Genomic DNA, 22,227 nt, shown 5'->3' on the forward strand with positions numbered 1-22,227 from the left:
GAAAACCCGAGCAGTGTGGCAGCGAAAACAAAAAAGCCCGTCAGGAGACGGGCTTCAAAATGTGACAGCTTTTGCCGGCTTACAGCGGCTTGCCGCGGTTGCCATGCTGGCTGACAAAGGCCTGCACGGCTTTCAGCTCGTTCGGCAAAACAGTGCAGCGCTCGTTTCGCTCAAACAAATCAGAAAGATGTGCAGGCAGTTCGAGCGCTTTTCCTACACCGGCTTTCTCCACTGCATCCGGGAATTTCACCGGATGCGCAGTGCCGAGGATCACCATCGGGATGTCCAGGCTGCGACGGCACTCGCGCGCGGCCTTGACGCCGATCGCGGTATGCGGGTCCAGCACTTCACCGGTCTGTGCGTAAACTTCGGCGATGGTCTCGCAGGTTTGCGCATCGTCCACCGCCAGCGAATCGAACAGTTTGCGCGCTTCGGTCCAGCGTTCCTGTTCGACGCTGAAACCCCCACCCTGTTTGAACGAGTCCATCAACCCGGCGATCGCTGCACCGTTGCGACCGTGCAGGTCGAACAGCAAGCGTTCGAAGTTCGACGAGACCATGATGTCCATCGACGGCGACAGCGTAGCGTGCAGGGTTTCTTTCACGTACTGGTTGCCGCTCATGAAGCGGTGCAGGATGTCGTTGCGGTTGGTGGCGACGATCAACTGGTTGATCGGCAGGCCCATGTTGCGCGCCAGGTAACCGGCGAAAATGTCGCCGAAGTTGCCGGTCGGCACCGAGAACGACACCGAACGCGCCGGCCCGCCCAACTGCAGCGAGGCGTGGAAGTAGTAGACGATCTGGGCCATGATCCGCGCCCAGTTGATCGAGTTCACCGCCACCAGGCGCGTTCCCTTGAGGAAGCTCTGGTCGGCGAAGCTATTCTTGACCATTTCCTGGCAGTCATCGAAGTTGCCTTCGATGGCGATGTTATGGATGTTCTCGCCCACGATCGTGGTCATCTGCCGGCGCTGCACTTCGGACACACGGTTGTGCGGGTGCAGGATGAAGATGTCGACGTTTTCGCAGTGCTTGCAGCCTTCGATGGCCGCCGAACCGGTATCACCGGAAGTGGCACCGACGATCACCACGCGCTCGCCGCGCTTTTCCAGCACGTAGTCGAGCAGACGGCCAAGCAGTTGCAGGGCGAAATCCTTGAACGCCAGAGTCGGGCCGTGGAACAGCTCCATCACCCATTCGTTGCCATTGAGCTGACGCAACGGCGCCACTGCGCTGTGGGCGAAGACGGCGTAGGTTTCTTCAAGAATCTTTTTGAAATCGGCGTCGGGAATGCTGCCGGTCACGAACGGACGCATCACCCGGAAGGCCAGTTCGTGATACGGCAGGCCGGCCCAGGAAGCGATTTCTTCCTGGGTGAAACGTGGCAGGTTTTCCGGGACGTACAAACCGCCGTCCGTGGCAAGACCAGCCAGCAGGACCTCTTCGAAATTCAGGGCCGGTGCCTGGCCGCGAGTACTGATATATCGCATAAGGGGCAAACCTTTGGTTTGAGCTGCAAGCTACGAGCTACAAGCTTCAAGTAAAAGCCGGACTGCTTTTTCTTGCCGCTTGCAGCTCGAAGCTCGCAGCTGCTTTTTTAGTTCAAATGTTCGACGCGGATTCGTACGACCGGGCCGTCAACGCCTGCAAGAGCTTCCAGCGCGGCGATCGCATCGTTGATGCGCTGCTCGACCACGCGGTGGGTCAGCAGGATCATCGGCACCAGGCCGTCATGCTCTTCGACTTCTTTCTGCATGATCGATTCGATATTGATGCCGCGCTCCGACAGGATGCTCGCCACCTGAGCGAGAACGCCCGGATGGTCCTTGGCCTGGATGCGCAGGTAGTAGGCGCTTTCGCAAGCTTCGATCGGCAGGATCGGATGCGCCGACAGCGAGTCCGGCTGGAAGGCCAGGTGCGGTACGCGGTTTTCCGGGTCGGAGGTCATCGCGCGGACCACGTCGACCAGGTCGGCGATCACCGACGAAGCGGTCGGCTCCATGCCGGCGCCGGCGCCGTAGAACAGCGTCGAACCGGCCGCGTCACCGTTGACCATCACCGCATTCATCACGCCGTTGACGTTGGCGATCAGGCGATCGGCCGGGATCAGCGTCGGGTGCACGCGCAACTCGATACCCGCAGCGGTGCTGCGCGCCACGCCCAGGTGCTTGATGCGGTAGCCCAGCGCTTCGGCGTAATTCACGTCAGCGGTGGTCAGTCTGGTGATGCCTTCGGTGTACGCCTTGTCGAACTGCAGCGGGATACCGAACGCGATCGAGGCCAGGATGGTCAGCTTGTGCGCCGCATCGATGCCTTCGACGTCGAAGGTCGGATCGGCTTCGGCATAACCCAGCGCCTGTGCTTCGGCCAGCACGTCTTCGAAGGTACGGCCCTTCTCGCGCATTTCGGTGAGGATGAAGTTACCGGTGCCGTTGATGATCCCCGCGACCCAGTTGATACGGTTGGCCGACAGGCCTTCACGAATCGCCTTGATCACCGGAATGCCACCGGCTACCGCTGCTTCGAATGCCACGATCACGCCTTTCTCGCGTGCCTTGGCGAAAATCTCATTACCGTGAACGGCTATCAGCGCCTTGTTCGCGGTGACCACATGCTTGCCATTCTCGATGGCCTTGAGTACCAGCTCGCGGGCAACGGTGTAGCCGCCCATCAGCTCTATGACGATGTCGATCTCAGGGTTCGTGGCCACTTCGAAGACATCGTTGGTAATCGCAATACCGGTCGTCTGGAACTGAGGCTTTGGCGTGCGCATGGCAATTTGTGCCACTTCGATCCCACGCCCGGCACGACGAGCAATTTCCTCGGCGTTGCGCTGAAGTACGTTGAAGGTACCGCCACCGACGGTCCCTAACCCACAGATGCCTACTTTGACCGGATTCACTGTGAACTCCCCATGAAACGGCCGACGCAGGGTCGGCCGGAAAACAACCGCGTGCTCGCGGCTCTCTATTGATGGCCCGGCGATGTGGCTGCCGGACCATGATCGTCAGCGGCGGACCGTGACGATACGAATTACTTCGCGCCGAGCGCCAGTTTGGCGACTTGTGGCGCAGGCTGGTAGCCCGGAATGACCTGGCCGTCGGCCAAAACGATGGCCGGTGTGCCGTTCACGCCGATCGACTGGCCGAGGGCGAACTGTCTGGAAACCGGGTTATCGCACTTGGCGGCCTTGATTTCCTTGCCATCGACCATTTTGTCCATGGCGGCTTTCTTGTCTTTCGAGCACCACACCGCTTGCAGCTGTTCGTCACCCGGCGAATTCAGGCCCTGACGCGGGAACGCCACGTAACGCACTTCGATGCCACGCTTGTTCAGCTCTGGCACTTCGGCGTGCAGTTTGTGGCAATACGGGCAGGTGGTGTCGGTGAACACGGTGATGTGCGATTTGGTTTCGCCGACCGCCGGGTAGACCACGGTTTCGGCCACCGGAATGGCGTTGATCAGTTTGGAGATGCCCAGGCGTTCGGTCTTCTCGGTCAGGTTGACCGGTTTGCCGTTCGCCAGTTGGTACAGGTTGCCCTGAACGATGTACTGGCCATCGGCACTGGCGTACAGCACGCGGCTGCCCTGGAGCTTGACTTCGTACATGCCCGGCAGCGGGCTGGCGCTGATGCTTTCGACCGGAACCTCGAGTTCGAGCTTTTCCAGGCTTTGACGAATGGCTTTATCGGCCGCGTCATCGGCGGCGGCAAAGGTGCTGACCAACGCAAGGGCTGCGGCGGCGAAAATCTGGGTCAGACGCATGAGAACTCCTGAAGGCGGACAAATGGAACGATCAGAACGCCCGTGCCGGAACACCGGGTCATAACCGCCCATCGTGCAAACCGGCAAAGCCTAACACATAAGGTCACGGTGGCCGAATGCGCCGGTCGCCATAGATTTTGAGAGCACTAAAGAACCTGTAGGCCTTCGCCTGCTCGCGATAGCGGTCTTTCATTCAGCACTGTGTTTGCAGACAGAACGCTATCGCGAGCAGGCTCGCTCCTACAAGGGGGTTGTGTGTTCAGCCGCGCGGGTGGTGTTTGGCGTGCAGATCCTGCAAACGGGCGCGCGCGACATGGGTGTAGATTTGCGTTGTGGACAAGTCGCTGTGCCCGAGCAACATCTGCACCACGCGCAAATCTGCGCCGTGGTTGAGCAAATGCGTGGCGAACGCGTGACGCAGGGTGTGCGGTGACAGCGATTTATTGATCCCGGCGACTTTGGCCTGATGTTTGATCCGGTGCCAGAAGGTCTGACGGGTCATCTGTTCGCCACGCTGGCTGGGAAACAGCACATCGCTGGGTCGCCCACCGAGCAGTTCGCCACGCCCGTCGCGCATGTAGCGTTCAACCCAGACGATCGCCTCCTCGCCCATCGGCACCAGGCGCTCCTTGCTGCCTTTGCCCATCACTCGCAGCACACCCTGGCGCAGGTTGACCTGCTCCAGCGTCAGACTGACCAGTTCGGTCACGCGCAAGCCGCAGGCATACAGGACTTCGAGCATGGCGCGATCACGCTGGCCGATGGCTTCGCTCAGGTCCGGCGCCTTGAGCAGCGCTTCAACGTCGGCCTCGGACAGCGACTTGGGCAGTGGCCGGCCCAGTTGCGGCATGTCGATGCGTAAAGTCGGGTCGACACTGATCAGCTTTTCCCGCAGCAGATAGCGATAAAAGCCACGCACCCCGGAGAGAAATCTGGCGGTGGAGCGCGGCTTGTAATTCTGCTCGAGGCGCCAGGCCAAATGATCAAGGATCAGCTCGCGGCCGGCGTTGATCAGCTCGAGGTTTTTCTCCTGCAGCCAGCCATTGAACAGTGCCAGATCGCTGCGGTAGGCGCCGCGGGTGTTGTCGGACAGGCCTTTTTCCAGCCATAAAGCGTCAAGGAATTGGTCAATCAGCGGATGGTCGATGGCAGGCATGGGTGCTCAGGGCAGGCGGTTTTCTACACTGCGTGCAAATAGACAGTGAACGACGGGAATGGCCGCTAGTCTTTCATAGCCAGCCAGATCAAGGAACAGGGAGCATCAATGAACGAGCAGCAAATTCTCTTGGCTTTTGGCGGGATCGGCGCCGCTGCGCTCGGTTGCCAGTGGTTGGCCTGGCGCCTGAAGTTGCCGGCCATTCTGTTTCTACTGTTGACCGGCATCCTCGTCGGCCCAGTGCTCGGCTGGCTCGATCCGCAGGAAATGTTCGGCCCGCTGCTGATGCCGCTGGTGTCGCTGGCGGTCGCGCTGATTCTGTTCGAGGGCAGCCTGACCCTGCACCTGTCGGAATGGAAAGAGATCGGCAGTGTGGTCCACCGACTGGTCACGGTCGGGGCGATTTCGACCTGGATCGTCATTGCAGTCGCCACGCATTTCCTGCTCGGTTTCGACTGGATGCTGGCGATCCTGTTCGGCAGCCTGACGCTGGTCACCGGCCCGACGGTGATCGTACCGATGCTGCGAGTGGTCCGGCCGAAAGCTTCGATCGCCAATATTCTGCGCTGGGAAGGCATCGTCATCGACCCGATCGGCGCCCTGCTCGCCGTGGTGGTGTACAGCTTCATTATCGCCAGCGCCGAAGGTCATGGCCTCAAGCAGAGTCTGTTCACCTTCGCCGGGGTGATTGTCTGCGGTGCAGCGTTCGGCATTGTCGGCGGCTGGGTGCTCGGCACGGTGATCCGCCGACAATGGCTGCCCGAGTATCTGCATAACCTTGCCTCACTGGCAGCGGTGCTCGGGATCTTTATTGCCGCCAACGCGGTGATGCATGAGTCGGGTTTGCTGGCGGTCACGCTGATGGGCATGTGGCTGGCGAACATGAAAGGCGTGGATGTGCGGCATATCCTGCACTTCAAGGAAAACCTCAGCGTGTTGCTGATTTCCGGATTGTTCATCCTGTTGGCGGCGCGGCTTGACCTGAATGCGCTGATCGGGCTGGGGCCGCTGGTGTTGATTCTGCTGCTGGTGATCCAGTTGGTCGCCCGCCCGCTGAACGTGCTGCTCAGTACGGCGGGCTCCAGCCTGAGCTGGCGTGAACGAGCACTGTTGTGCTGGATTGCCCCACGCGGAATTGTCGCGGCCGCGGTGTCGGCGATTTTCGCCATTCGCCTGGATGCAGCCGGGCACGAAGGCGCCCTGCTGCTAGTGCCGCTGACGTTTGCGGTAATCATCGGCACGGTGGTCCTGCAAAGTGCGACAGCGCGCCCGCTGGCGCGCCTGCTGAAAGTCGCGGAGCCGGCGCCTAGTGGCTTCCTGATCGTCGGCGCCAACGGCCCGGCGCGTGAATTGGGCAAATCACTGCAACAGCTGGGCAGTCGCGTGCTGCTGACCGACTCGAGTTGGGAAAACATTCGTGCGGCGCGTATGGAAGGCTTGCCGACCTACTTCGGTAACCCGGCCTCTCAGCATGCTGACGCGCATCTCGACCTCGTCGGCCTGGGGCATTTGCTGGCGCTGTCACCGTCGGGTGAACTCAATACATTGGCGGCGATGCGCTTTCGTCATGACTTCGGGCATCAACGCCTGTTTGGTCTGGCCAGTGGGCACGAGAGCCGGCGCAGCGACAAACATCGGGCTAGCCTGGAACATCGCGGCAACCAATTGGGCAGTGAAGCGCTGACCTATTCGAAACTGGCCGGGCAAATGGGCCAGGGCGCCGAGTTGTACAGCACAACGTTGACGGATGGCTTTGGCTGGGAGGATTACCGCGCCCTGCATGGCCATCGTGCCACCTTGCTGTTTATGCGCGATGACAGCGGCTGGGTGCATGTAGTGACGCCGGAAACGACATTGAAGCCGGGTGCGGGGTGGACGTTGCTGGCGTTGATACAACCGGAAGCTTCCAGCGCCTGACAGATCGATTCGCGACTCGGTTCTGCTCAAGACTGCAAAACCTTCAAGGCACAAAACGCAGGCAACAAAAAAGCAGCCCGAAGGCTGCTTTTTTCTGCATCGGAAGCTGGGCTTAAGCCAGTTTTTCCTTGATGCGAGCTGCTTTACCCGACAGGTCGCGCAGGTAGTACAGCTTGGCTTTACGTACGTCACCGCGACGCTTGACAGCCATGCTGTCGATTTGCGGCGAGTAGGTCTGGAAAGTACGTTCTACGCCAACACCGTTGGAGATTTTACGAACGGTGAACGCACTGTTCACGCCGCGGTTACGCTTGGCGATGACAACGCCTTCGAACGCTTGCAGACGGGAACGATCGCCTTCCTTCACTTTCACCTGAACGACAATGGTGTCGCCCGGGGCAAAGGTAGGGATTTCTTTGGTCATCTGCTCTGCTTCGAGTGCAAGGATGATTTTGTTGGTCATGCTGTGCTCCTAAGGTAAATCGTTCGATCTACCATCGATACGTTGTTAACTATCGTCCCGCTCGCGGATGTATTCCTCGAGCAGCTTCTTCTCTTCTCCAGAAAGCGAGCGGCTTTCCAGAAGATCGGCGCGTCGTTCATAGGTCCTACCAAGGGACTGCTGTAAACGCCAACGCCGGATATGCGCGTGATTGCCACTTAGCAACACGTCGGGAACACGCTGATCCGCATACACCTCCGGTCGGGTGTAGTGCGGGCAATCCAGCAGACCATCCGTAAAGGAATCTTCCTCAGCGGAATCCGCATGCCCTAAAGCTCCAGGCAGCAGTCGTGTAACCGCGTCAATCAGGACCATGGCCGGCAGCTCGCCGCCAGACAGTACATAGTCGCCAATCGACCACTCTTCATCGACATGAGCCTCAATAAAGCGCTCGTCAATGCCTTCATAGCGGCCGGCAATCAGGATCAATGCATCCGATTGTGCCAGCTCGCGTACCGCCGACTGAGTCAGCTGACGGCCTTGGGGGGACAGGTAAATCACCTTCGCCGCCTCCCCGGCTGCTGCCTTGGCCTGAACCAGAGCATCTTCCAGGGGCTTGATCTTCATCACCATGCCCGGACCACCGCCAAACGGGCGATCGTCCACAGTGTGATGCCGATCCGTCGTGTAATCTCGCGGATTCCAACAGGTCAGCTGCAAGAGCCCCTGTTTGACCGCACGACTGGTGATGCCGTAATCGCCAATGGCGGAAAACATCTCGGGAAACAAACTGATCACTTCAACGCGCAAGTTAGCCACGTTCAGAAGTCCGCGTCCCAATCCACCTTCATCTCGCCCGCGGCCAGGTCGACTGCCAACACACATTGCCCGGTATAAGGCAACAGGCGTTCGCGATCATCCAGGCTGCCAGCGCAAGGCTTGACGACCATTACATCATTGGCGCCGGTTTCCAGAAGATGATCGATTTTCCCGAGCAATTGCCCAAGGGTGTCGATGACCTTCAGACCTTCCAGCTGGTACCAGTAGTACTCGCCTTCGGTCAATTCAGCGAACAGGTTGCGCGGCACGCAGATCTCGTAACCGGCCAGAAGACGAGCTTCTTCACGATCATCAAGACCCTTGAGCTTGGCGACCAGGAACTTGTCGCTCCCGCGTCCACTGACCAGCTCGACCTGTTTGACATTGCCTTCGCGCTTGAGCGTCCAGGTTTTGTACTGCAACAGGTTTTCAGTCGGATCAGTAAAGGAATACACCTTCACTTCGCCGCGAACGCCATGAACAGAATAAATTTTGCCAATAACGATCAAATCATCGGCAACAGCAGGCGTCGCGTTCATATTGCTCAGGCCGCAGCCTTGGCAGATTCCTTCAACAACTGAGCAACGCGCTCAGAAGGCTGTGCACCAACGCTCAGCCAGTAGGCTACGCGCTCTTGGTTCACGGACAGACGAACTTCCTGACCACGGGCAACAGGGTTGAAGAAACCAACCTGTTCTTTGTGGGAGCCGTCACGCGGGTTACGCGAGTCGGTTACAGTCAGGTGGTAAAACGGGCGCTTTTTGGAGCCGCCAAGGGCAAGACGGATTGTTAGCATGTGAACATCGTTCCTGTAGTCGGTGCTGCAAATCTAAATGCACAGCGGGCATGGGTGCCCGAAAGGCCGCATATTCTAAGGAATATCCGGACTTTTGCAAATGACTTTTTCCGGCGCCTGTGGCATGCCGTGCAGATTTGCATGGAGAGCCGTCGATGAAAACGGCCAGTCAGCTCCCGCCGAGTGCGGGTTTGCTGTTGATCCTGCGTCCTTGCAGGGTCTGCGCCGGTGCGACGACCGGCGAAGTCTTGGTGTCCTGTCTTACATTTTCGGCATGCCGCCGCCGGGCAACATTCCGCCCATGCCGCGCATCATTTTCGCCATCCCGCCCTTGGCGGAGAATTTCTTCATCATCTTCTGCATTTGCTTGTGTTGCTTGATCAAGCGACCGATGTCCTGCACCTGAGTGCCGGAACCCATGGCGATGCGGCGCTTACGCGAACCGCTGATCAGCTCCGGGTCGCGGCGCTCGGCCGGGGTCATCGAGTTGATGATGGCTTCCATCTGTTTGAACTGCTTCTCAGCGGCGTTCTGGGCATTGCCCATTTGCGACAGGTTGACGCCGCCGATGCTCGGTAGTTTGTCCATGAGCCCGCCGAGGCCGCCCATGTTCTTCATCTGTTGCAGCTGATCGCGGAAGTCTTCGAGGTCGAAGCCCTTGCCCTTCTTCAGCTTCTTGGCCAGTTTGTCGGCCTTGTCCTTGTCGAGGGTCGCTTCGGCCTGTTCGATCAGGCTGAGTACGTCGCCCATGCCGAGAATGCGCGAGGCGATACGCTCGGGATGGAACGGATCGAGCGCTTCGCTCTTCTCGCCCATACCGATGAACTTGATCGGCTTGCCAGTGATGGCACGTACCGACAGCGCGGCACCGCCACGGGCGTCGCCGTCGACCTTGGTCAGGATCACGCCGGTCAGCGGCAGCGCATCACCGAAGGCCTTGGCCGTGTTGGCCGCGTCCTGGCCAGTCATGGCATCGACCACGAACAGCGTTTCGACCGGATTGATCGCGGCGTGCAGCGCCTTGATCTCGCCCATCATCTCTTCGTCGATGTGCAGACGACCGGCGGTATCGACGATGACCACGTCGATGAATTTCAGTTTGGCTTCTTTAATAGCGGCGCTGGCGATGTCGACCGGCTTCTGGCTCAGGTCGGACGGGAAGAACGTCACGCCGATGTCGTTGGCCAGGGTTTCCAGCTGCTTGATCGCCGCAGGACGGTAAACGTCCGCCGAGACGACCATGACCGACTTCTTCTTGCGCTCTTTAAGGAAGCGCGCGAGCTTGCCTGCGGTGGTGGTTTTACCGGCACCCTGCAGACCGGCCATCAGAATGACCGCTGGCGGCACGGCGCTCAGGTTCAGGTCTTCGTTGGCGGCGCCCATCAGGCTTTCGAGTTCGGCCTGGACGATCTTCACGAACGCCTGGCCCGGCGTCAGGCTGCGTGACACCTCGGTGCCGACGGCGCGTTCCTTGACCGAATTGACGAAGTCCTTGACCACTGGCAGCGCGACGTCGGCTTCGAGCAACGCCATGCGCACTTCACGCAGGGTGTCTTTGATGTTGTCCTCGGTCAGCTTCGCCTTGCCGGTGACATGGCGCAGCGTCTGCGAGAGACGGTCGGTTAAGTTTTCAAACATTGCGCGATCCTTTCAGGCCCTGTACAGACCGGGATAATGGCGGCCCAGACCGGAATCAACATGTGCTCGGCGAGCCTGCGGCGTGGGCAGGTCGCGGATTATAGCGAAGACTGCGCCCGGCGCACACCTCGCTGTCAGCTTGCCGAGTCTTTCGTGTCGCGGCGGTTCTATGCCAAACTCAGCGTCTTTCGGGCCCGCCCATCAGGATTTATGCTCCCCTTGTCACCCAGCTTACTGACCACCCTCGCCGCCGCCCTCCTGTATGCCGCTGCGACCCTGTACCAAAGCACCCGTCTGGCCACTGGCGCCAAGGCGAACAAGCGCCTGCTGGTCAGCCTCGGCGTCTTCGCCGTGCTCGCCCACGGCGCCAGCCTGCTCACACACCTGTTGACGCCGATCGGCCTGGGCCTGGATTTCTTCAGCGCCTCCAGCCTGATTGCCGCAGCGGTGATCGCGCTGACCCTGCTGGCCTGTTCGAGAATTCCGGTGGAGAACCTGCTGGTGCTGCTGTTCCCGCTCGGTGCGATCACCGTGCTGCTGGCGCAATTCGCGCCGACCGGCACGGTGCAGATCATCGATGAAGAGCCGGGCATTCTCGCCCACATCCTGCTGTCGATCCTTGCCTACGGCATGTTCACCATTGCGGTGTTTCAAGCCTTGCTGCTGCTGGTGCAAGACCACCAGCTCAAGCACAAGCACCCGTCCGGGCTGATCAAGAACTTCCCGCCACTGCAAACCATGGAAAGTCTGCTGTTCGGTTTCCTCTGGGCCGGCTGGACGCTGCTGTCGCTGTCGCTGATCTCCGGCTGGCTGTTCGTCGAGAACCTGTTCGCTCAGCATCTGGTGCACAAGACCCTGCTGGCGTGCCTGGCATGGATCGTCTTCAGCGTGCTGCTGTGGGGGCGCAATCGCCTCGGCTGGCGCGGGCATAAGGCGATTCGCTGGACGCTCGCCGGTTTCTGCCTGCTGATGTTGGCGTATTTCGGCAGCAAACTGGTTCGCGAATACATTCTGCACATCTGACGGGCGTATAAATGGACGGTTTGCCCATAGGGCCGATGCTCGCGGTATTCGCTCTGCTGATTATGTGGTCAGGGCTGTTTACCGCCGTCGAAATCGCGCAACAGCAGTTGCTCGCGCAGCGCACCGCCTCGCGCGCCAGCGATAAGCCGCTGGCCAGGCTCAGCTTCCCGCTCGACAGCCTGATCCTGTGCAACACCCTGTGCCGCGCGCTGGCGGTGGTGATTGCCACCTTGCTGGCGATTTTCCTTTGTGCGCAGAACGGCCCTTGGGCAGCATGCCTCGGCGTCGGCGCCATCCTGTTGGTGTTCGCCGATTACTTCCCGCGCAGCGTGGCCCAGCGTTATCCCGATGCAGTGCTGGGGCTTGGCAATACGCTGCTCGCGGTACCGCTGAAGATTGTCTATCCGTTTGCCTGGCTGTTCAGCCGCATCAGCGGTTTGCTGTTGAGCCCGTTCGTGCGCAAGGCCCAGGTCGTTCAGCACAGCGAAGACGACGTGCCGGCCGACCGCCACGACGATGCCGAACATCCGGTTCGTGCGCACCCGGTCTCCGGGATCCACGCCCTGGACAACATCACGGTCAACGATATTCTGGTGCCACGCAGCGACGTCGATGGCATCAATCTCGACGATCCGATCGAAGCGATCATCGAGCAACTGCGCAATAACGAACGCACGCGCCTGCCGGTGTTTCACAGCGACATCAACCAGGTCGAAGCGGTCCTCAACACCCGTCAGGTCGGCCACTTGCTGAGCAATGGCGAACTGACCCGCGAAGCCTTGCTGGCAGCCAGCTACGAACCCTACTTCGTTCCGGAAAGCACCCCGCTGCAACTGCAACTGCTGAACTTTCACAAGCAACAGCGGCGCCTGGGCATGGTGGTCGACGAATACGGCGAAGTGCTCGGCATTGTTACGCTGGAAGACATTCTCGAAGAGATCGTCGGCGAATTCGAAAGCGAGCACAGCCTCGATAATCCGCACATCCACCCGCAAGCCGACGGGCGCATGGTGATCGATGGTGCGGCGTCGATCCGCGAATTGAACAAATGCCTGGGCTGGCACCTGCCCAGCGACGGCCCGAAAACCCTTAACGGGCTGGTGACCGAGGCGCTGGAAACCATTCCGGAAAGCGCGGTTTGCCTGAAGATCGGCCGTTACCGGCTGGAAATCCTCGAGACCGAAGACAACCGCGTAAGCAAAGTGCTGATCTGGCTGACCGCCTCTGTGCCAGCCCTGGTACTGGCACGCTAGATCGCCTCTTGTTCAATCGTTAGCCCGCTTCCTATAATCGCCGAGCTTACCCAAGCGCCGTCGATCCCTGTGCCTACCCGGCACGCCACGGATCGCGACTGTTTTCGCTGCAAACCGACGACTGTTCCTACTCGAAACAGCGCTCGCGCCCTACCCCACATCCCTGGGTGTTCGACCATAATAATTCGCTCCAACGGAGCTCATGACTGTCAGGGATCACCGCATGACCACCACAACCGCTTTGCGCGACGACGCGCCTGCCCAGCCGACCAATTCCGCCACCCGCGTGGCGACGGCAAGCTTTATCGGCACCGCCATCGAGTTCTACGACTTCTACGTTTACGCCACCGCCGCCGCGCTGGTGATCGGGCCAGTGTTCTTTCCGCAGTCATCCGGCACCGCACAGATGCTCTCGGCGTTTCTGACGTTCGGCATCGCCTTCCTCGCCCGCCCGCTCGGCTCGGCGCTGTTCGGCCACTTCGGTGACCGCATCGGGCGTAAATCGACGCTGGTCGCCTCATTGCTGCTGATGGGCGTCTGCACCACCTTGATCGGCGTGTTGCCGGGGTACGACAGCATCGGCGCATGGGCGCCGATTCTGCTGTGTGTGCTGCGCTTCGGCCAAGGCCTGGGGCTGGGCGGCGAATGGGGCGGAGCCGCGTTGCTGGCCACGGAAAACGCACCGAAAGGCAAGCGCGCCTGGTTCGGCATGTTCCCGCAACTCGGGCCTTCGATCGGGTTTCTCGCCGCCAACGGTCTGTTCCTGACCCTGGCCATGACCCTCGATGACGAGCAGTTCCGCAGCTGGGGCTGGCGCATTCCGTTTCTGCTCAGTGCAGCGCTGGTGATGGTCGGCCTGTATGTGCGCCTCAAGCTGCATGAAACGCCGGTGTTCGCCAACGCGATTGCTCGTCAGGAGCGGGTCAAAGTGCCGCTGGTCGAGCTGTTCAGCCAGTACTGGGCGCCGACGCTTCTGGGCGCAGCGGCGATGGTGGTGTGCTATGCGCTGTTCTATATCTCGACGGTGTTTTCCCTGAGCTACGGCGTGTCTACGCTGGGCTACAGCCGCGAGACCTTCCTCGGCCTGCTGTGTTTTGCCGTGCTGTTCATGGCTGCTGCCACGCCGTTGTCGGCCTGGGCCAGCGACCGTTACGGGCGTAAACCGGTGCTGATCATCGGCGGCGTGCTGGCGGTGCTTTCCGGGTTTCTGATGGAACCGTTGCTGACGCAGGGCTCGACCTGGGGCGTGGCGCTGTTCCTGTGCATCGAACTGTTCCTGATGGGCGTTACATTCGCGCCGATGGGGGCGCTGTTGCCGGAGCTGTTTCCAACCCATGTGCGTTATACCGGCGCTTCAGCGGCGTACAACCTGGGCGGGATCGTCGGCGCCTCGGCGGCACCGTTCTTTGCGCAGAAGCTGGTGGCGATGGGCGGTTTGAGTTATGTCGGCGGGTATGTGTCGGCGGCCGCGGTGCTGAGTTTGATTGCGGTGCTGTGCCTGAAGGAAACGAGGAATAACGACCTGAATCGGGTTGCCTGACGGCAGATCAAAAGCTTCGCGAGCAGGCTCGCTCCCACAATTGGAATGCATTCCACCGTGGGAGCGAGCCTGCTCGCGAATGCCGCGACGCTGTCAGAGCTCGACTACGACAGCCTGAGAAGCACGGGTCGCCTTGGCACGCGCGGCCTCGATCGACTCATCCCGCGCCAGCGCCACGCCCATGCGGCGCTGGCCGTTGACTTCAGGTTTGCCGAACAGACGCAACGCCGTGTCCGGCTCGCTCAGCGCGGCGCCGAGGTTGGCGAAGGCAGTCTGGGTCGATTGCCCTTCAACCAGAATCACTGCCGAAGCCGATGGCCCGAACTGACGGATCAGCGGTACTGGCAGGCCCAGAATCGCCCGAGCGTGCAAGGCGAACTGCGAGAGGTCCTGGGAAATCAGTGTGACCAGACCGGTGTCATGCGGGCGCGGCGACACTTCGCTGAACCACACCTGATCGCCCTTGATGAACAGCTCGACACCGAAAATGCCACGGCCGCCCAGCGCTTCGGTGACCGCTTTGGCCACGCGCTCGGATTCAGCCAGGGCTACCGGGCTCATGGCCTGCGGCTGCCAGGATTCCTGGTAATCGCCCTTTTCCTGACGGTGACCGACCGGCGCGCAGAACGTGGTGCCGCCGACGTGACGCACGGTCAGCAGGGTGATTTCGTAGTCGAAGTCGATGAAACCTTCGATGATCACCCGCCCTTTGCCGGCGCGACCGCCCTCTTGCGCGTAGTCCCAGGCTTTCTGCACGTCATCGACGCTGCGCAGCAGGCTCTGGCCTTTGCCGGACGAACTCATGACCGGTTTGACGACGCACGGGAAGCCGAGGTCTTCAACGGCTTTGCTGTAATCCTCGAAGGTGTCGGCAAAGTGGTACGGCGAGGTCGGCAGGTCGAGCTCTTCAGCGGCCAGACGACGGATGCCTTCGCGGTTCATGGTCAACTGCGCCGCACGTGCAGTCGGGATCACGGTGAAGCCTTCGGCTTCCAGTTCGACCAGCGTGGCGGTGGCGATGGCTTCGATTTCCGGCACGATGAAGTGCGGCTTCTCGGCTTCGATCACGGCACGCAGGGCGGCGCCGTCGAGCATGTTGATCACATGGCTGCGATGCGCAACCTGCATGGCCGGCGCGTTGGCGTAACGGTCGACGGCAATCACTTCAACGCCCAGGCGCTGCAGCTCGATCACCACCTCTTTGCCCAACTCACCACAGCCACACAGCAATACGCGGGTCGCGGTTGGCGACAGTGGAGTTCCGATACGGGTCATCTCAGGTCCTCAAAGCAGCGGATCATCGAGGAAAGCAACGCCAGCCGCGCTTTCCATGGGGAGAAAGCGCGGCATTTTACATGAACCCGCAGGTTTGGCTTCAGCCGGCGACGGCCTGTTTGCGCTCGCGCCAGGCCATGATCAGCCAGACGGCGGTAACCCCGGCGAATTTCGAGGCCAGGGCGGTGATGATCACCGGCGGGGTCAGCAGGTCGATCATGCCGAAGAAGATGAAGGTATCAAGCGGTATGCTCAGCGCCGAACTGATCCATAAGCGGTCGCGCAACGGCCGCTTGGTGATGCTGAACACCAGCCAGTCGATGCACTCGGACACCGCGAACGCCGTAGCGCTGGCCAGCGCAATGGACGGATCGGACGTGACGTAGGACAGCACCAGCGCCGCCAGCATCGCCACGATCGCACCGTGGCCGAAGCGCGTTTGCACCATGTCACGCAGCACGAACACCAGCCCGCCCCAGGCCGACCAGATGATGTCCAGGTGCGGTGCGGTGGAGAAGGCGAAGTTGATCAGCACGACGCTGCTGATGTAGGCGATGAGAAAAATCATGGGTGGCGGCCTGTGGATTTGGCGCACAGGTTACTGGACCGCTGGTATTGCGCCAATAGGCGCGGTGACAGGACCGACGTCTTCGCGAGCAGGCTCGCTCCCACAGTGGAATGCATTTTCAAGGTGGGAGCGAGCCTGCTCGCGAAAGCGTTGGTTCAGACGCCTGATTTCGCCGGCAACATCCACACCAGCCCACTGGCCTTCGCCCGTTCATGACACAACCCCAGCACCACCCGGCGCTCATCGTTGTTCATGCGGCTCCAGCGAGTAATCTCTTCCACGGTACGCTGACACCCGGTGCAAACATCAGCCTCATCCAGCGCACAGATATTCACGCAGGGCGAGGCAACAGGTCGTTCAGCGGTGGTCATTGTTCTTGCTCGACCAGATCGCGGGCATAACGCTGGGAGTTATGCACATAGTGCGCGGCACTGGCTTCGAGCATCTTCTTTTGCGCCTCGGTGAGTTCACGCACAACCTTGCCCGGTGAGCCCATCACCAGTGAACCATCGGGAATCTCCTTGCCCTCGCCGATCAGCGAATTGGCGCCGATGATGCAGTGCTTGCCGATCTTCGCACCGTTGAGGATCACCGCGTTGATGCCGATCAGGCTGTAATCGCCGACCGTGCAGCCGTGGAGCATGGCGTTGTGGCCGATGGTTACGCCAGTGCCAATGGTCAGCGGGTAGCCCATGTCGGTGTGCATCACCGTGCCGTCCTGCACGTTGCTGTTTTTGCCGATCAGGATCAGTTCGTTGTCACCGCGCAGCACGGCGTTGAACCAGACGTTGGCGCCCTCTTCCAGTCGAACCTTGCCCACCAGCACGGCATTGGGGGCAACCCAGCTCTGTGGATGGGTTTCGACACGGGCGTCGCCCAGGCGGTATTTCATGGTGTGATCCTCAGGGCTTGCGGTGATGGGCCATTCGAACGATGGCTAGGTATTGATGAAGCTTTTCGGCGGCTGGTGCAGGTTGATCCTCGCGTCATAGAGCAGATTGACCAGTTCGACGATCATCATCGCCGTCAGCCCCCAGATCTTGTACTCGCCGAAGCGGTAGCTTGGCACGTACCAGCTGCGCCCCTGATAGTCGATGCGATGGGTGTGCTCGCGCGGATCCTTGCGGAAAAACTCCAGCGGCACGCTGAACACCGCAGCGATTTCGGCGTCGTTGGGCTGGTATTCGACGAAATCGGGAATCACTCCGACGTACGGCGTGACCTTGATGCCATGCAGGGAGATCAGCGGGCTGAGCGGGCCAATGACTTCCACCAGCCCCGGTGGCAAGCCGATCTCCTCTTCGGCTTCACGCAGTGCGGTGAAGATCAGGTCCGGGTCTTCCGGGTCGCGCCGGCCGCCCGGAAAGGCGACTTCGCCGCCGTGGGTCGAGAGCCCGCTGGCACGCAGGGTCAGGACCAGTTCCGGCTCGTCGCTGCGGGTGATCGGCACCAGTACGGCGGCCTCGGGAAAGCGTGCGTCGGTCTCCAGCGTGCGCGGTGTGTGGGTGCTGACCCTGTGCAGTAGCTCATCCAGCATGAGTGTTCTCGATCGGTACCTTACCCGGCATCATGCACCAATCGATGCGAGCGCCCAAGCCCCCGAAACCCGACGTGTCGCGAAACGACAACTTGCCGACCGGCACCGCCGCACGCCAAGATAGGCGCAGCATTCAGGAACCTCAGCATGAAATTTTGCAGCCACTGCGGTAACCCGGTCACCCAGCGCATTCCCGAAGGCGATTCGCGGCTGCGCTATGTCTGCGATAGCTGTCAGACCATTCACTACCAGAATCCCAATATTGTCGCCGGGTGCGTGCCGACCTGGGGCCGTCAAGTGCTGCTCTGTCGTCGTGCGATCGAGCCGCGCCTGGGTTACTGGACCCTGCCCGCCGGTTTCATGGAAAACGGCGAGACCATCGAGCAGGCCGCCGTGCGCGAAACCGCCGAAGAAGCCTGCGCCCGGGTGCGCAATCTGAGCATCTATACGCTGATCGACGTGCCGCATATCAGTCAGGTTCACGTATTCTTCCGCGCCGAACTGGTCGATCTGGATTTTGCCGCTGGCCCCGAAAGCCTCGAAGTGCAGCTGTTCGATGAAGCCGACATCCCTTGGGACGAGCTGGCTTTCCGCACGGTCGGGCGGACCCTGGAATGCTTCTTCGCGGATCGCCGGGCCGAAAGTTACCCGGTGCGTTCGGAATCGATTCCGCCGCTGGTGCAACCGGTGCTTACTTGATTTCGTCGCGCACTGGCCGATAACACCACACAGCGCCGGACACACGGCGCCACAACCGCTGTTCAACCTGTATCTGCGTCACTTTTGGGGAATTGTTTCAATGCGCTGGTTGCTTGCCCTGTTCTGCCTGTCGTTCGTCACGGTCTCGCAAGCGTCATTCGTGACCACCGTGACGCCATCGAGTACGCCCTTGATCGAAAAAGTCCTGGTGCTCAAATCGGCCCACCAGTTGCAATTGATTGTCGACGGCAAGCCGCTGAAGACTTATCGCATTTCCCGGGGCAAAGGCGCGAAAAAAGGTCCGAAGCTGATCGAAGGCGACAAGCGTACGCCGGAAGGTTTCTATTGGATCGACTGGCGCAAGACCAGCGACAAATTCAATCTCTCGATGCACATTTCCTATCCGAACATCAGCGATGCTGCCCGCGCTCGCCGCGAAGGTGTCGAGCCCGGCGGCATGATCATGATCCACGGCACGCCGGATTCGGAAGAGACTCCGGAAGACTTGTTCCATACCCTGGACTGGACCGATGGCTGCGTCGCCATGCGCAACGTCGACATGCGCGAAGTCTGGAACCTGGTGCCGGACGGCACGATGGTCGAGATCCGCCCATAATCGTCACGACCACTGGTCGGCCTGAAAAAATAAACCAAAAAAATCGCAGCACGCGTCAACCACTGCACGGTGATACCACTCTTACCGGCAGGGACTGACGCAGGCTGCGATTTTTTTGTTTATCGCGCCCACCACTAATACCACTTCCAACCCACCCACCCTCCAAGCCCCGTACACACGGCAATAGCGCTTTTTCACTGCGTTGACATGGTATGCAAGTGGTATTAGTTTTCGCCCGACTACCGAGCGACAACAATCCTATACCAGCGCCGGAAAAGCCCTACATGAACGATCTCCACGCCCTCCGCCCCGATGACGCCCAGCCGACGCCGCTGTACTTGCAACTGGCGCGCAATCTGGAAGCGGCCATTCATGCCGGGCAATGGAAAGCCGAACAGGCGATGCCATCGGAGCGCAATCTCAGCGAGTTGCTGGGGATTTCCCGAGTGACCGCACGCAAGGCGCTGGAAGTTCTGCTGGAGCAAGGCCTGATCCGTCGTCTGCAAGGTTCTGGCACGTTCATCACCCCGCGCCTGGAACAACCGCTGTCGCGTCTTTCCGGTTTCAGCGAAATGCTCCGCCTCAAGGGCTTCGTCCCCAGCTCACAGTGGCTGGAACGGGAAATCACCCTGCCGACCCACGAAGAACTGATCCGCCTCGGCCTGTCGCCGAACGACAAGGTGGCGCGCATGAAGCGTCTGCGCAAAGCCGACGACACCGTGATGGCCATCGAAATGAGCACCCTGCCCGCCTCGATCATGCCCAAACCGCAAGCGGTGGGCGATTCGCTCTACGAATACCTCGACGGCATCGGCAAACCGATCGTCCGCGCCTTGCAGCACATCCAGGCGATCAATGCCTCGGACGAGTTCGCCGCACTGGTCGGCATCGCCCCCGGCACCGCCATGCTGCTGATGACCCGGGTCGGTTATCTGGAAGACAACACGCCAATCGAAGTCACCGACACCTATTGCCGCAACGACTACTACGACTTTGTGGCAGAGCTGCGCCGCTGAAAGCGGCGCCGGAACCGAGAAAACATCATGTCCGAAGACAACATCCTCACCGCTGACGGCTGGATTCGCGGCCGGCTGATCCACGCTCACGGCAAAGTCGTGGCGGTCGAAGGCGAGCCCTGCGATCCGGCCGACAACGACCTGCCGTACCTGCTGCCAGGCTTCATCGATCTGCACGTCCACGGCGGCGGTGGCAAAGACATCATGGAAGGCGCCAGCGCTTTCGAGACCATTAGCAAAACCCACGTGCGTTTCGGCACCACGTCGCTGCTGGCCACGACCATGACCGCGCCGCGTGCCGAGATCGCCAGTGTCCTCAAAGAGGTCGGAGACTTCTGCGAGCAGCGTGCGCAAGGCGCCGCGCGGGTCCTCGGCGTTCACCTCGAAGGCCCTTATATCAATCCCGGCAAACTCGGCGCGCAACCGAACTTCGCCCACACCGCGTTGATGGCCGAGGTCGAAGAATATCTGGCCCTGGCGCCGATCCGGGTGATCACCATCGCGCCGGAAATCGCCGGCCACGACGAGTTGATCCGTGAGCTGAGTAGCCGCGGCATCCGCATGCAGATCGGCCACACCCTCGGCAGCTATGAAGAAGGCGTTGCCGCGTTGAACGCCGGCGCCACCAGCTTCACCCATTTGTACAACGCCATGAGCCCGTTGCATCACCGCGAGCCGGGGATCGTCGGCGCGGCGCTGGCCCACGCGCAATACGCCGAGCTGATCCCGGATCTGCTGCATGTGCATCCCGGTGCGATCCGCGTGGCGTTGCGCTCGATCCCGTGCCTGTACTGCGTCACCGATTCGACCGCCGCCGCCGGTATGCCCGACGGCGAATACAAGCTCGGCAGCCACACCGTGACCAAATGCCTGGGCGGCGTGCGCCTGCCCGACGGCACCCTGGCCGGAAGCACGCTGACCATGGATCAGGCCCTGCGCAATCTGGTGAAGATCGGCCTGCCGATTGCCGAGGCTTCGCAGCGTCTGTCGCAATTCCCCGCCGATTACCTCGGCCTCAACGAACGCGGGCGCCTCGCCCCCGGCGCCTGGGCCGACTGCGTGCGGCTCGATCGCTCACTCACACTGACCGCCGTCATGGTCGAAGGAGAAGACATTGACTTCAAAAATGCTTGAGGAGGCGCTGTCCTCGTTCGAGGCCGTGCACGCCCAGTTGCAACAGCTCGACCCGCAACTGATCGAGATCGCCGGGCGTCTGCGCCGTCAGCCGCCGCAAGTGGCAATGACCGTGGCCCGGGGCAGCTCCGACCATGCGGCGAGCTATTTTGCCTACCTGACCATGCAGCAACTGGGCGTGCCGGTGGCGTCGTTGCCGATGTCGGTGGTAACCATGCAGCAAGCGCCATTGAAGGTCAGCGGTCAGGTCGCGTTCGCCTTCTCCCAATCAGGACAAAGCCCGGATCTGGTCAACAGCCTGCGCCTGTTGCGCAAGCGTGGCGCGCTGAGCGTGTCGATGGTCAACGCCGCCGATTCACCGCTGGAAGCGGCGTGTGAATTCAGCGTGCCGCTGCTCGCCGGAACGGAAAGCAGCGTCGCCGCGACCAAAAGCTTCATCGCCACCCTCAGCGCCAGCGCCCGTCTGATCGCGCACTGGAAAGAGGATGACGAACTGTTGCAGGCACACAACGCCCTGCCGGATGGGCTGCGCGAAGCCGCGACCCAGGACTGGAGCGCCGCCATCGACGCGCTGCGCGATTGCCAGCGGTTGATGGTGATCGGCCGTGGCGCCGGCTTCGCCATCGCTCAGGAAGCGGCGCTGAAATTCAAGGAAACCTCGGCGATCCAGGCTGAAGCCTTCAGCAGCGCCGAAGTCCGTCATGGTCCGATGGCGCTGATCGATGAGCATTATCCGCTGCTGGTATTCGCCCCGCGTGGGGCGGAACAGGCCGGGCTGTTGAGCCTCGCGGCGGAAATGCGTCAGCGCGGCGCCCGCGTGTTGCTGGCTGCCCCTGATGACGTGGCCGAGCGTGACCTGACCCTGAGCCGCGCCGAACACCCGGCCCTCGACCCGATTCTGGCGATCCAGAGCTTCTACGTCATGGCCGCAGGCCTTGCTGTAGCCCGGGGCATGGACCCGGATCAGCCGCGCCACCTGAGCAAAGTGACCCGCACCCACTGAGTGCCCCGACTGCACACCTGATGAGACCGAG

The 22,227-nt window shown here is 61.0% G+C and carries 23 protein-coding genes; 9 read left to right on the forward strand and 14 right to left on the reverse strand.

The genetic code is table 11. The features are described from left to right. Positions 1 to 79 precede the first annotated feature (79 nt). The 4 genes from thrC to xerD form a co-directional block, all read right to left on the reverse strand. On the reverse strand, positions 80 to 1,489 hold the full coding sequence (gene thrC, locus M0746_RS20425; protein WP_090281925.1) for a threonine synthase: 1,410 nt from the start codon (positions 1,487 to 1,489) through the stop codon (positions 80 to 82). Positions 1,490 to 1,596: 107 nt separating this feature from the next. After that, positions 1,597 to 2,901 carry a homoserine dehydrogenase gene (locus M0746_RS20430; protein WP_208938605.1) on the reverse strand — a complete coding sequence of 435 codons (1,305 nt, stop codon included), beginning with the start codon at positions 2,899 to 2,901 and terminating at the stop codon, positions 1,597 to 1,599. Positions 2,902 to 3,032: 131 nt separating this feature from the next. After that, on the reverse strand, positions 3,033 to 3,764 hold the full coding sequence (gene dsbC, locus M0746_RS20435; RefSeq protein WP_208938606.1) for a bifunctional protein-disulfide isomerase/oxidoreductase DsbC: 732 nt from the start codon (positions 3,762 to 3,764) through the stop codon (positions 3,033 to 3,035). A gap of 259 nt (positions 3,765 to 4,023) precedes the next feature. Beyond that, a complete protein-coding gene (gene xerD / locus M0746_RS20440) occupies positions 4,024 to 4,920 on the reverse strand; it encodes a site-specific tyrosine recombinase XerD (RefSeq protein WP_258450404.1) in 897 nt (298 codons plus the stop codon). A 108-nt stretch (positions 4,921 to 5,028) separates the two neighbouring features. Between xerD and M0746_RS20445 the strand changes: the two genes are divergently transcribed. Beyond that, positions 5,029 to 6,837, forward strand: a complete 1,809-nt coding sequence (locus tag M0746_RS20445) for a cation:proton antiporter (RefSeq protein WP_258450405.1) — start codon at positions 5,029 to 5,031, stop codon at positions 6,835 to 6,837. A 112-nt stretch (positions 6,838 to 6,949) separates the two neighbouring features. On the opposite strand, the gene rplS is transcribed toward M0746_RS20445, so the two are convergent. The 5 genes from rplS to ffh form a co-directional block, all read right to left on the reverse strand. After that, positions 6,950 to 7,300, reverse strand: a complete 351-nt coding sequence (gene rplS / locus M0746_RS20450) for a 50S ribosomal protein L19 (RefSeq protein WP_003175895.1) — start codon at positions 7,298 to 7,300, stop codon at positions 6,950 to 6,952. Between the two features lie 45 nt (positions 7,301 to 7,345). Next, positions 7,346 to 8,098 (reverse strand): tRNA (guanosine(37)-N1)-methyltransferase TrmD, encoded by a 753-nt coding sequence (trmD, locus tag M0746_RS20455; protein ID WP_090281920.1) that lies wholly within the window; start codon positions 8,096 to 8,098, stop codon positions 7,346 to 7,348. Between the two features lie 2 nt (positions 8,099 to 8,100). Further along, positions 8,101 to 8,637, reverse strand: a complete 537-nt coding sequence (gene rimM, locus M0746_RS20460) for a ribosome maturation factor RimM (protein WP_090281919.1) — start codon at positions 8,635 to 8,637, stop codon at positions 8,101 to 8,103. A gap of 5 nt (positions 8,638 to 8,642) precedes the next feature. Next, a complete protein-coding gene (rpsP, locus tag M0746_RS20465) occupies positions 8,643 to 8,894 on the reverse strand; it encodes a 30S ribosomal protein S16 (RefSeq protein WP_003198088.1) in 252 nt (83 codons plus the stop codon). A gap of 261 nt (positions 8,895 to 9,155) precedes the next feature. Continuing rightward, positions 9,156 to 10,532: a signal recognition particle protein gene (ffh, locus tag M0746_RS20470; RefSeq protein ID WP_090281918.1), complete on the reverse strand. Its 1,377-nt coding sequence runs from the start codon at positions 10,530 to 10,532 to the stop codon at positions 9,156 to 9,158. A gap of 210 nt (positions 10,533 to 10,742) precedes the next feature. Here ffh and M0746_RS20475 point away from each other — a divergent pair, with 210 nt between their 5' ends. The 3 genes from M0746_RS20475 (at position 10,743) to M0746_RS20485 (ending at position 14,348) form a co-directional block, all read left to right on the forward strand. Beyond that, positions 10,743 to 11,555, forward strand: coding sequence for a cytochrome C assembly family protein (locus M0746_RS20475; protein WP_258450406.1), 813 nt, complete (start codon positions 10,743 to 10,745; stop codon positions 11,553 to 11,555). A gap of 11 nt (positions 11,556 to 11,566) precedes the next feature. Next, complete coding sequence (locus M0746_RS20480) at positions 11,567 to 12,808, forward strand: transporter associated domain-containing protein (RefSeq protein WP_258450407.1); 1,242 nt, start codon at positions 11,567 to 11,569, stop codon at positions 12,806 to 12,808. Between the two features lie 223 nt (positions 12,809 to 13,031). Beyond that, positions 13,032 to 14,348, forward strand: a complete 1,317-nt coding sequence (locus M0746_RS20485) for an MFS transporter (protein ID WP_258450408.1) — start codon at positions 13,032 to 13,034, stop codon at positions 14,346 to 14,348. Positions 14,349 to 14,441: 93 nt separating this feature from the next. On the opposite strand, the gene purT is transcribed toward M0746_RS20485, so the two are convergent. From purT to M0746_RS20510, 5 genes are all read right to left on the reverse strand, one after another. Continuing rightward, positions 14,442 to 15,623 (reverse strand): formate-dependent phosphoribosylglycinamide formyltransferase, encoded by a 1,182-nt coding sequence (gene purT / locus M0746_RS20490; protein ID WP_258450409.1) that lies wholly within the window; start codon positions 15,621 to 15,623, stop codon positions 14,442 to 14,444. Between the two features lie 100 nt (positions 15,624 to 15,723). Further along, positions 15,724 to 16,191 (reverse strand): VUT family protein, encoded by a 468-nt coding sequence (locus M0746_RS20495; protein ID WP_016986366.1) that lies wholly within the window; start codon positions 16,189 to 16,191, stop codon positions 15,724 to 15,726. Between the two features lie 155 nt (positions 16,192 to 16,346). Continuing rightward, positions 16,347 to 16,562: a DUF1289 domain-containing protein gene (locus tag M0746_RS20500; protein ID WP_258450410.1), complete on the reverse strand. Its 216-nt coding sequence runs from the start codon at positions 16,560 to 16,562 to the stop codon at positions 16,347 to 16,349. Then, entirely contained in the window at positions 16,559 to 17,083 is a 525-nt protein-coding gene (locus M0746_RS20505) for a gamma carbonic anhydrase family protein (protein WP_258450411.1), read from the reverse strand. The genes M0746_RS20500 and M0746_RS20505 overlap by 4 nt, the downstream gene beginning before the upstream one ends. 45 nt (positions 17,084 to 17,128) lie before the next feature. After that, positions 17,129 to 17,728 carry a CoA pyrophosphatase gene (locus M0746_RS20510; RefSeq protein WP_258450412.1) on the reverse strand — a complete coding sequence of 200 codons (600 nt, stop codon included), beginning with the start codon at positions 17,726 to 17,728 and terminating at the stop codon, positions 17,129 to 17,131. A gap of 147 nt (positions 17,729 to 17,875) precedes the next feature. Between M0746_RS20510 and M0746_RS20515 the strand changes: the two genes are divergently transcribed. The 5 genes from M0746_RS20515 to M0746_RS20535 all read left to right on the forward strand — a co-directional run bounded on the left by M0746_RS20515 (position 17,876) and on the right by M0746_RS20535 (position 22,196). Then, a complete protein-coding gene (locus M0746_RS20515; RefSeq protein ID WP_258450413.1) occupies positions 17,876 to 18,427 on the forward strand; it encodes an NUDIX hydrolase in 552 nt (183 codons plus the stop codon). Positions 18,428 to 18,527: 100 nt separating this feature from the next. Then, on the forward strand, positions 18,528 to 19,043 hold the full coding sequence (locus M0746_RS20520) for a L,D-transpeptidase family protein (RefSeq protein ID WP_258450414.1): 516 nt from the start codon (positions 18,528 to 18,530) through the stop codon (positions 19,041 to 19,043). Positions 19,044 to 19,327: 284 nt separating this feature from the next. Then, a complete protein-coding gene (locus M0746_RS20525; RefSeq protein WP_208938617.1) occupies positions 19,328 to 20,059 on the forward strand; it encodes a GntR family transcriptional regulator in 732 nt (243 codons plus the stop codon). A 27-nt stretch (positions 20,060 to 20,086) separates the two neighbouring features. Then, positions 20,087 to 21,193, forward strand: a complete 1,107-nt coding sequence (gene nagA / locus M0746_RS20530) for an N-acetylglucosamine-6-phosphate deacetylase (RefSeq protein WP_258450415.1) — start codon at positions 20,087 to 20,089, stop codon at positions 21,191 to 21,193. After that, a complete protein-coding gene (locus M0746_RS20535) occupies positions 21,174 to 22,196 on the forward strand; it encodes an SIS domain-containing protein (protein ID WP_258450416.1) in 1,023 nt (340 codons plus the stop codon). The genes nagA and M0746_RS20535 overlap by 20 nt, the downstream gene beginning before the upstream one ends. Positions 22,197 to 22,227 lie beyond the last annotated feature (31 nt).

Source organism: Pseudomonas sp. S11P7 (genome assembly GCF_023195435.1).
Classification (GTDB): Bacteria; Pseudomonadota; Gammaproteobacteria; order Pseudomonadales; family Pseudomonadaceae; genus Aquipseudomonas; species Aquipseudomonas fluorescens_G.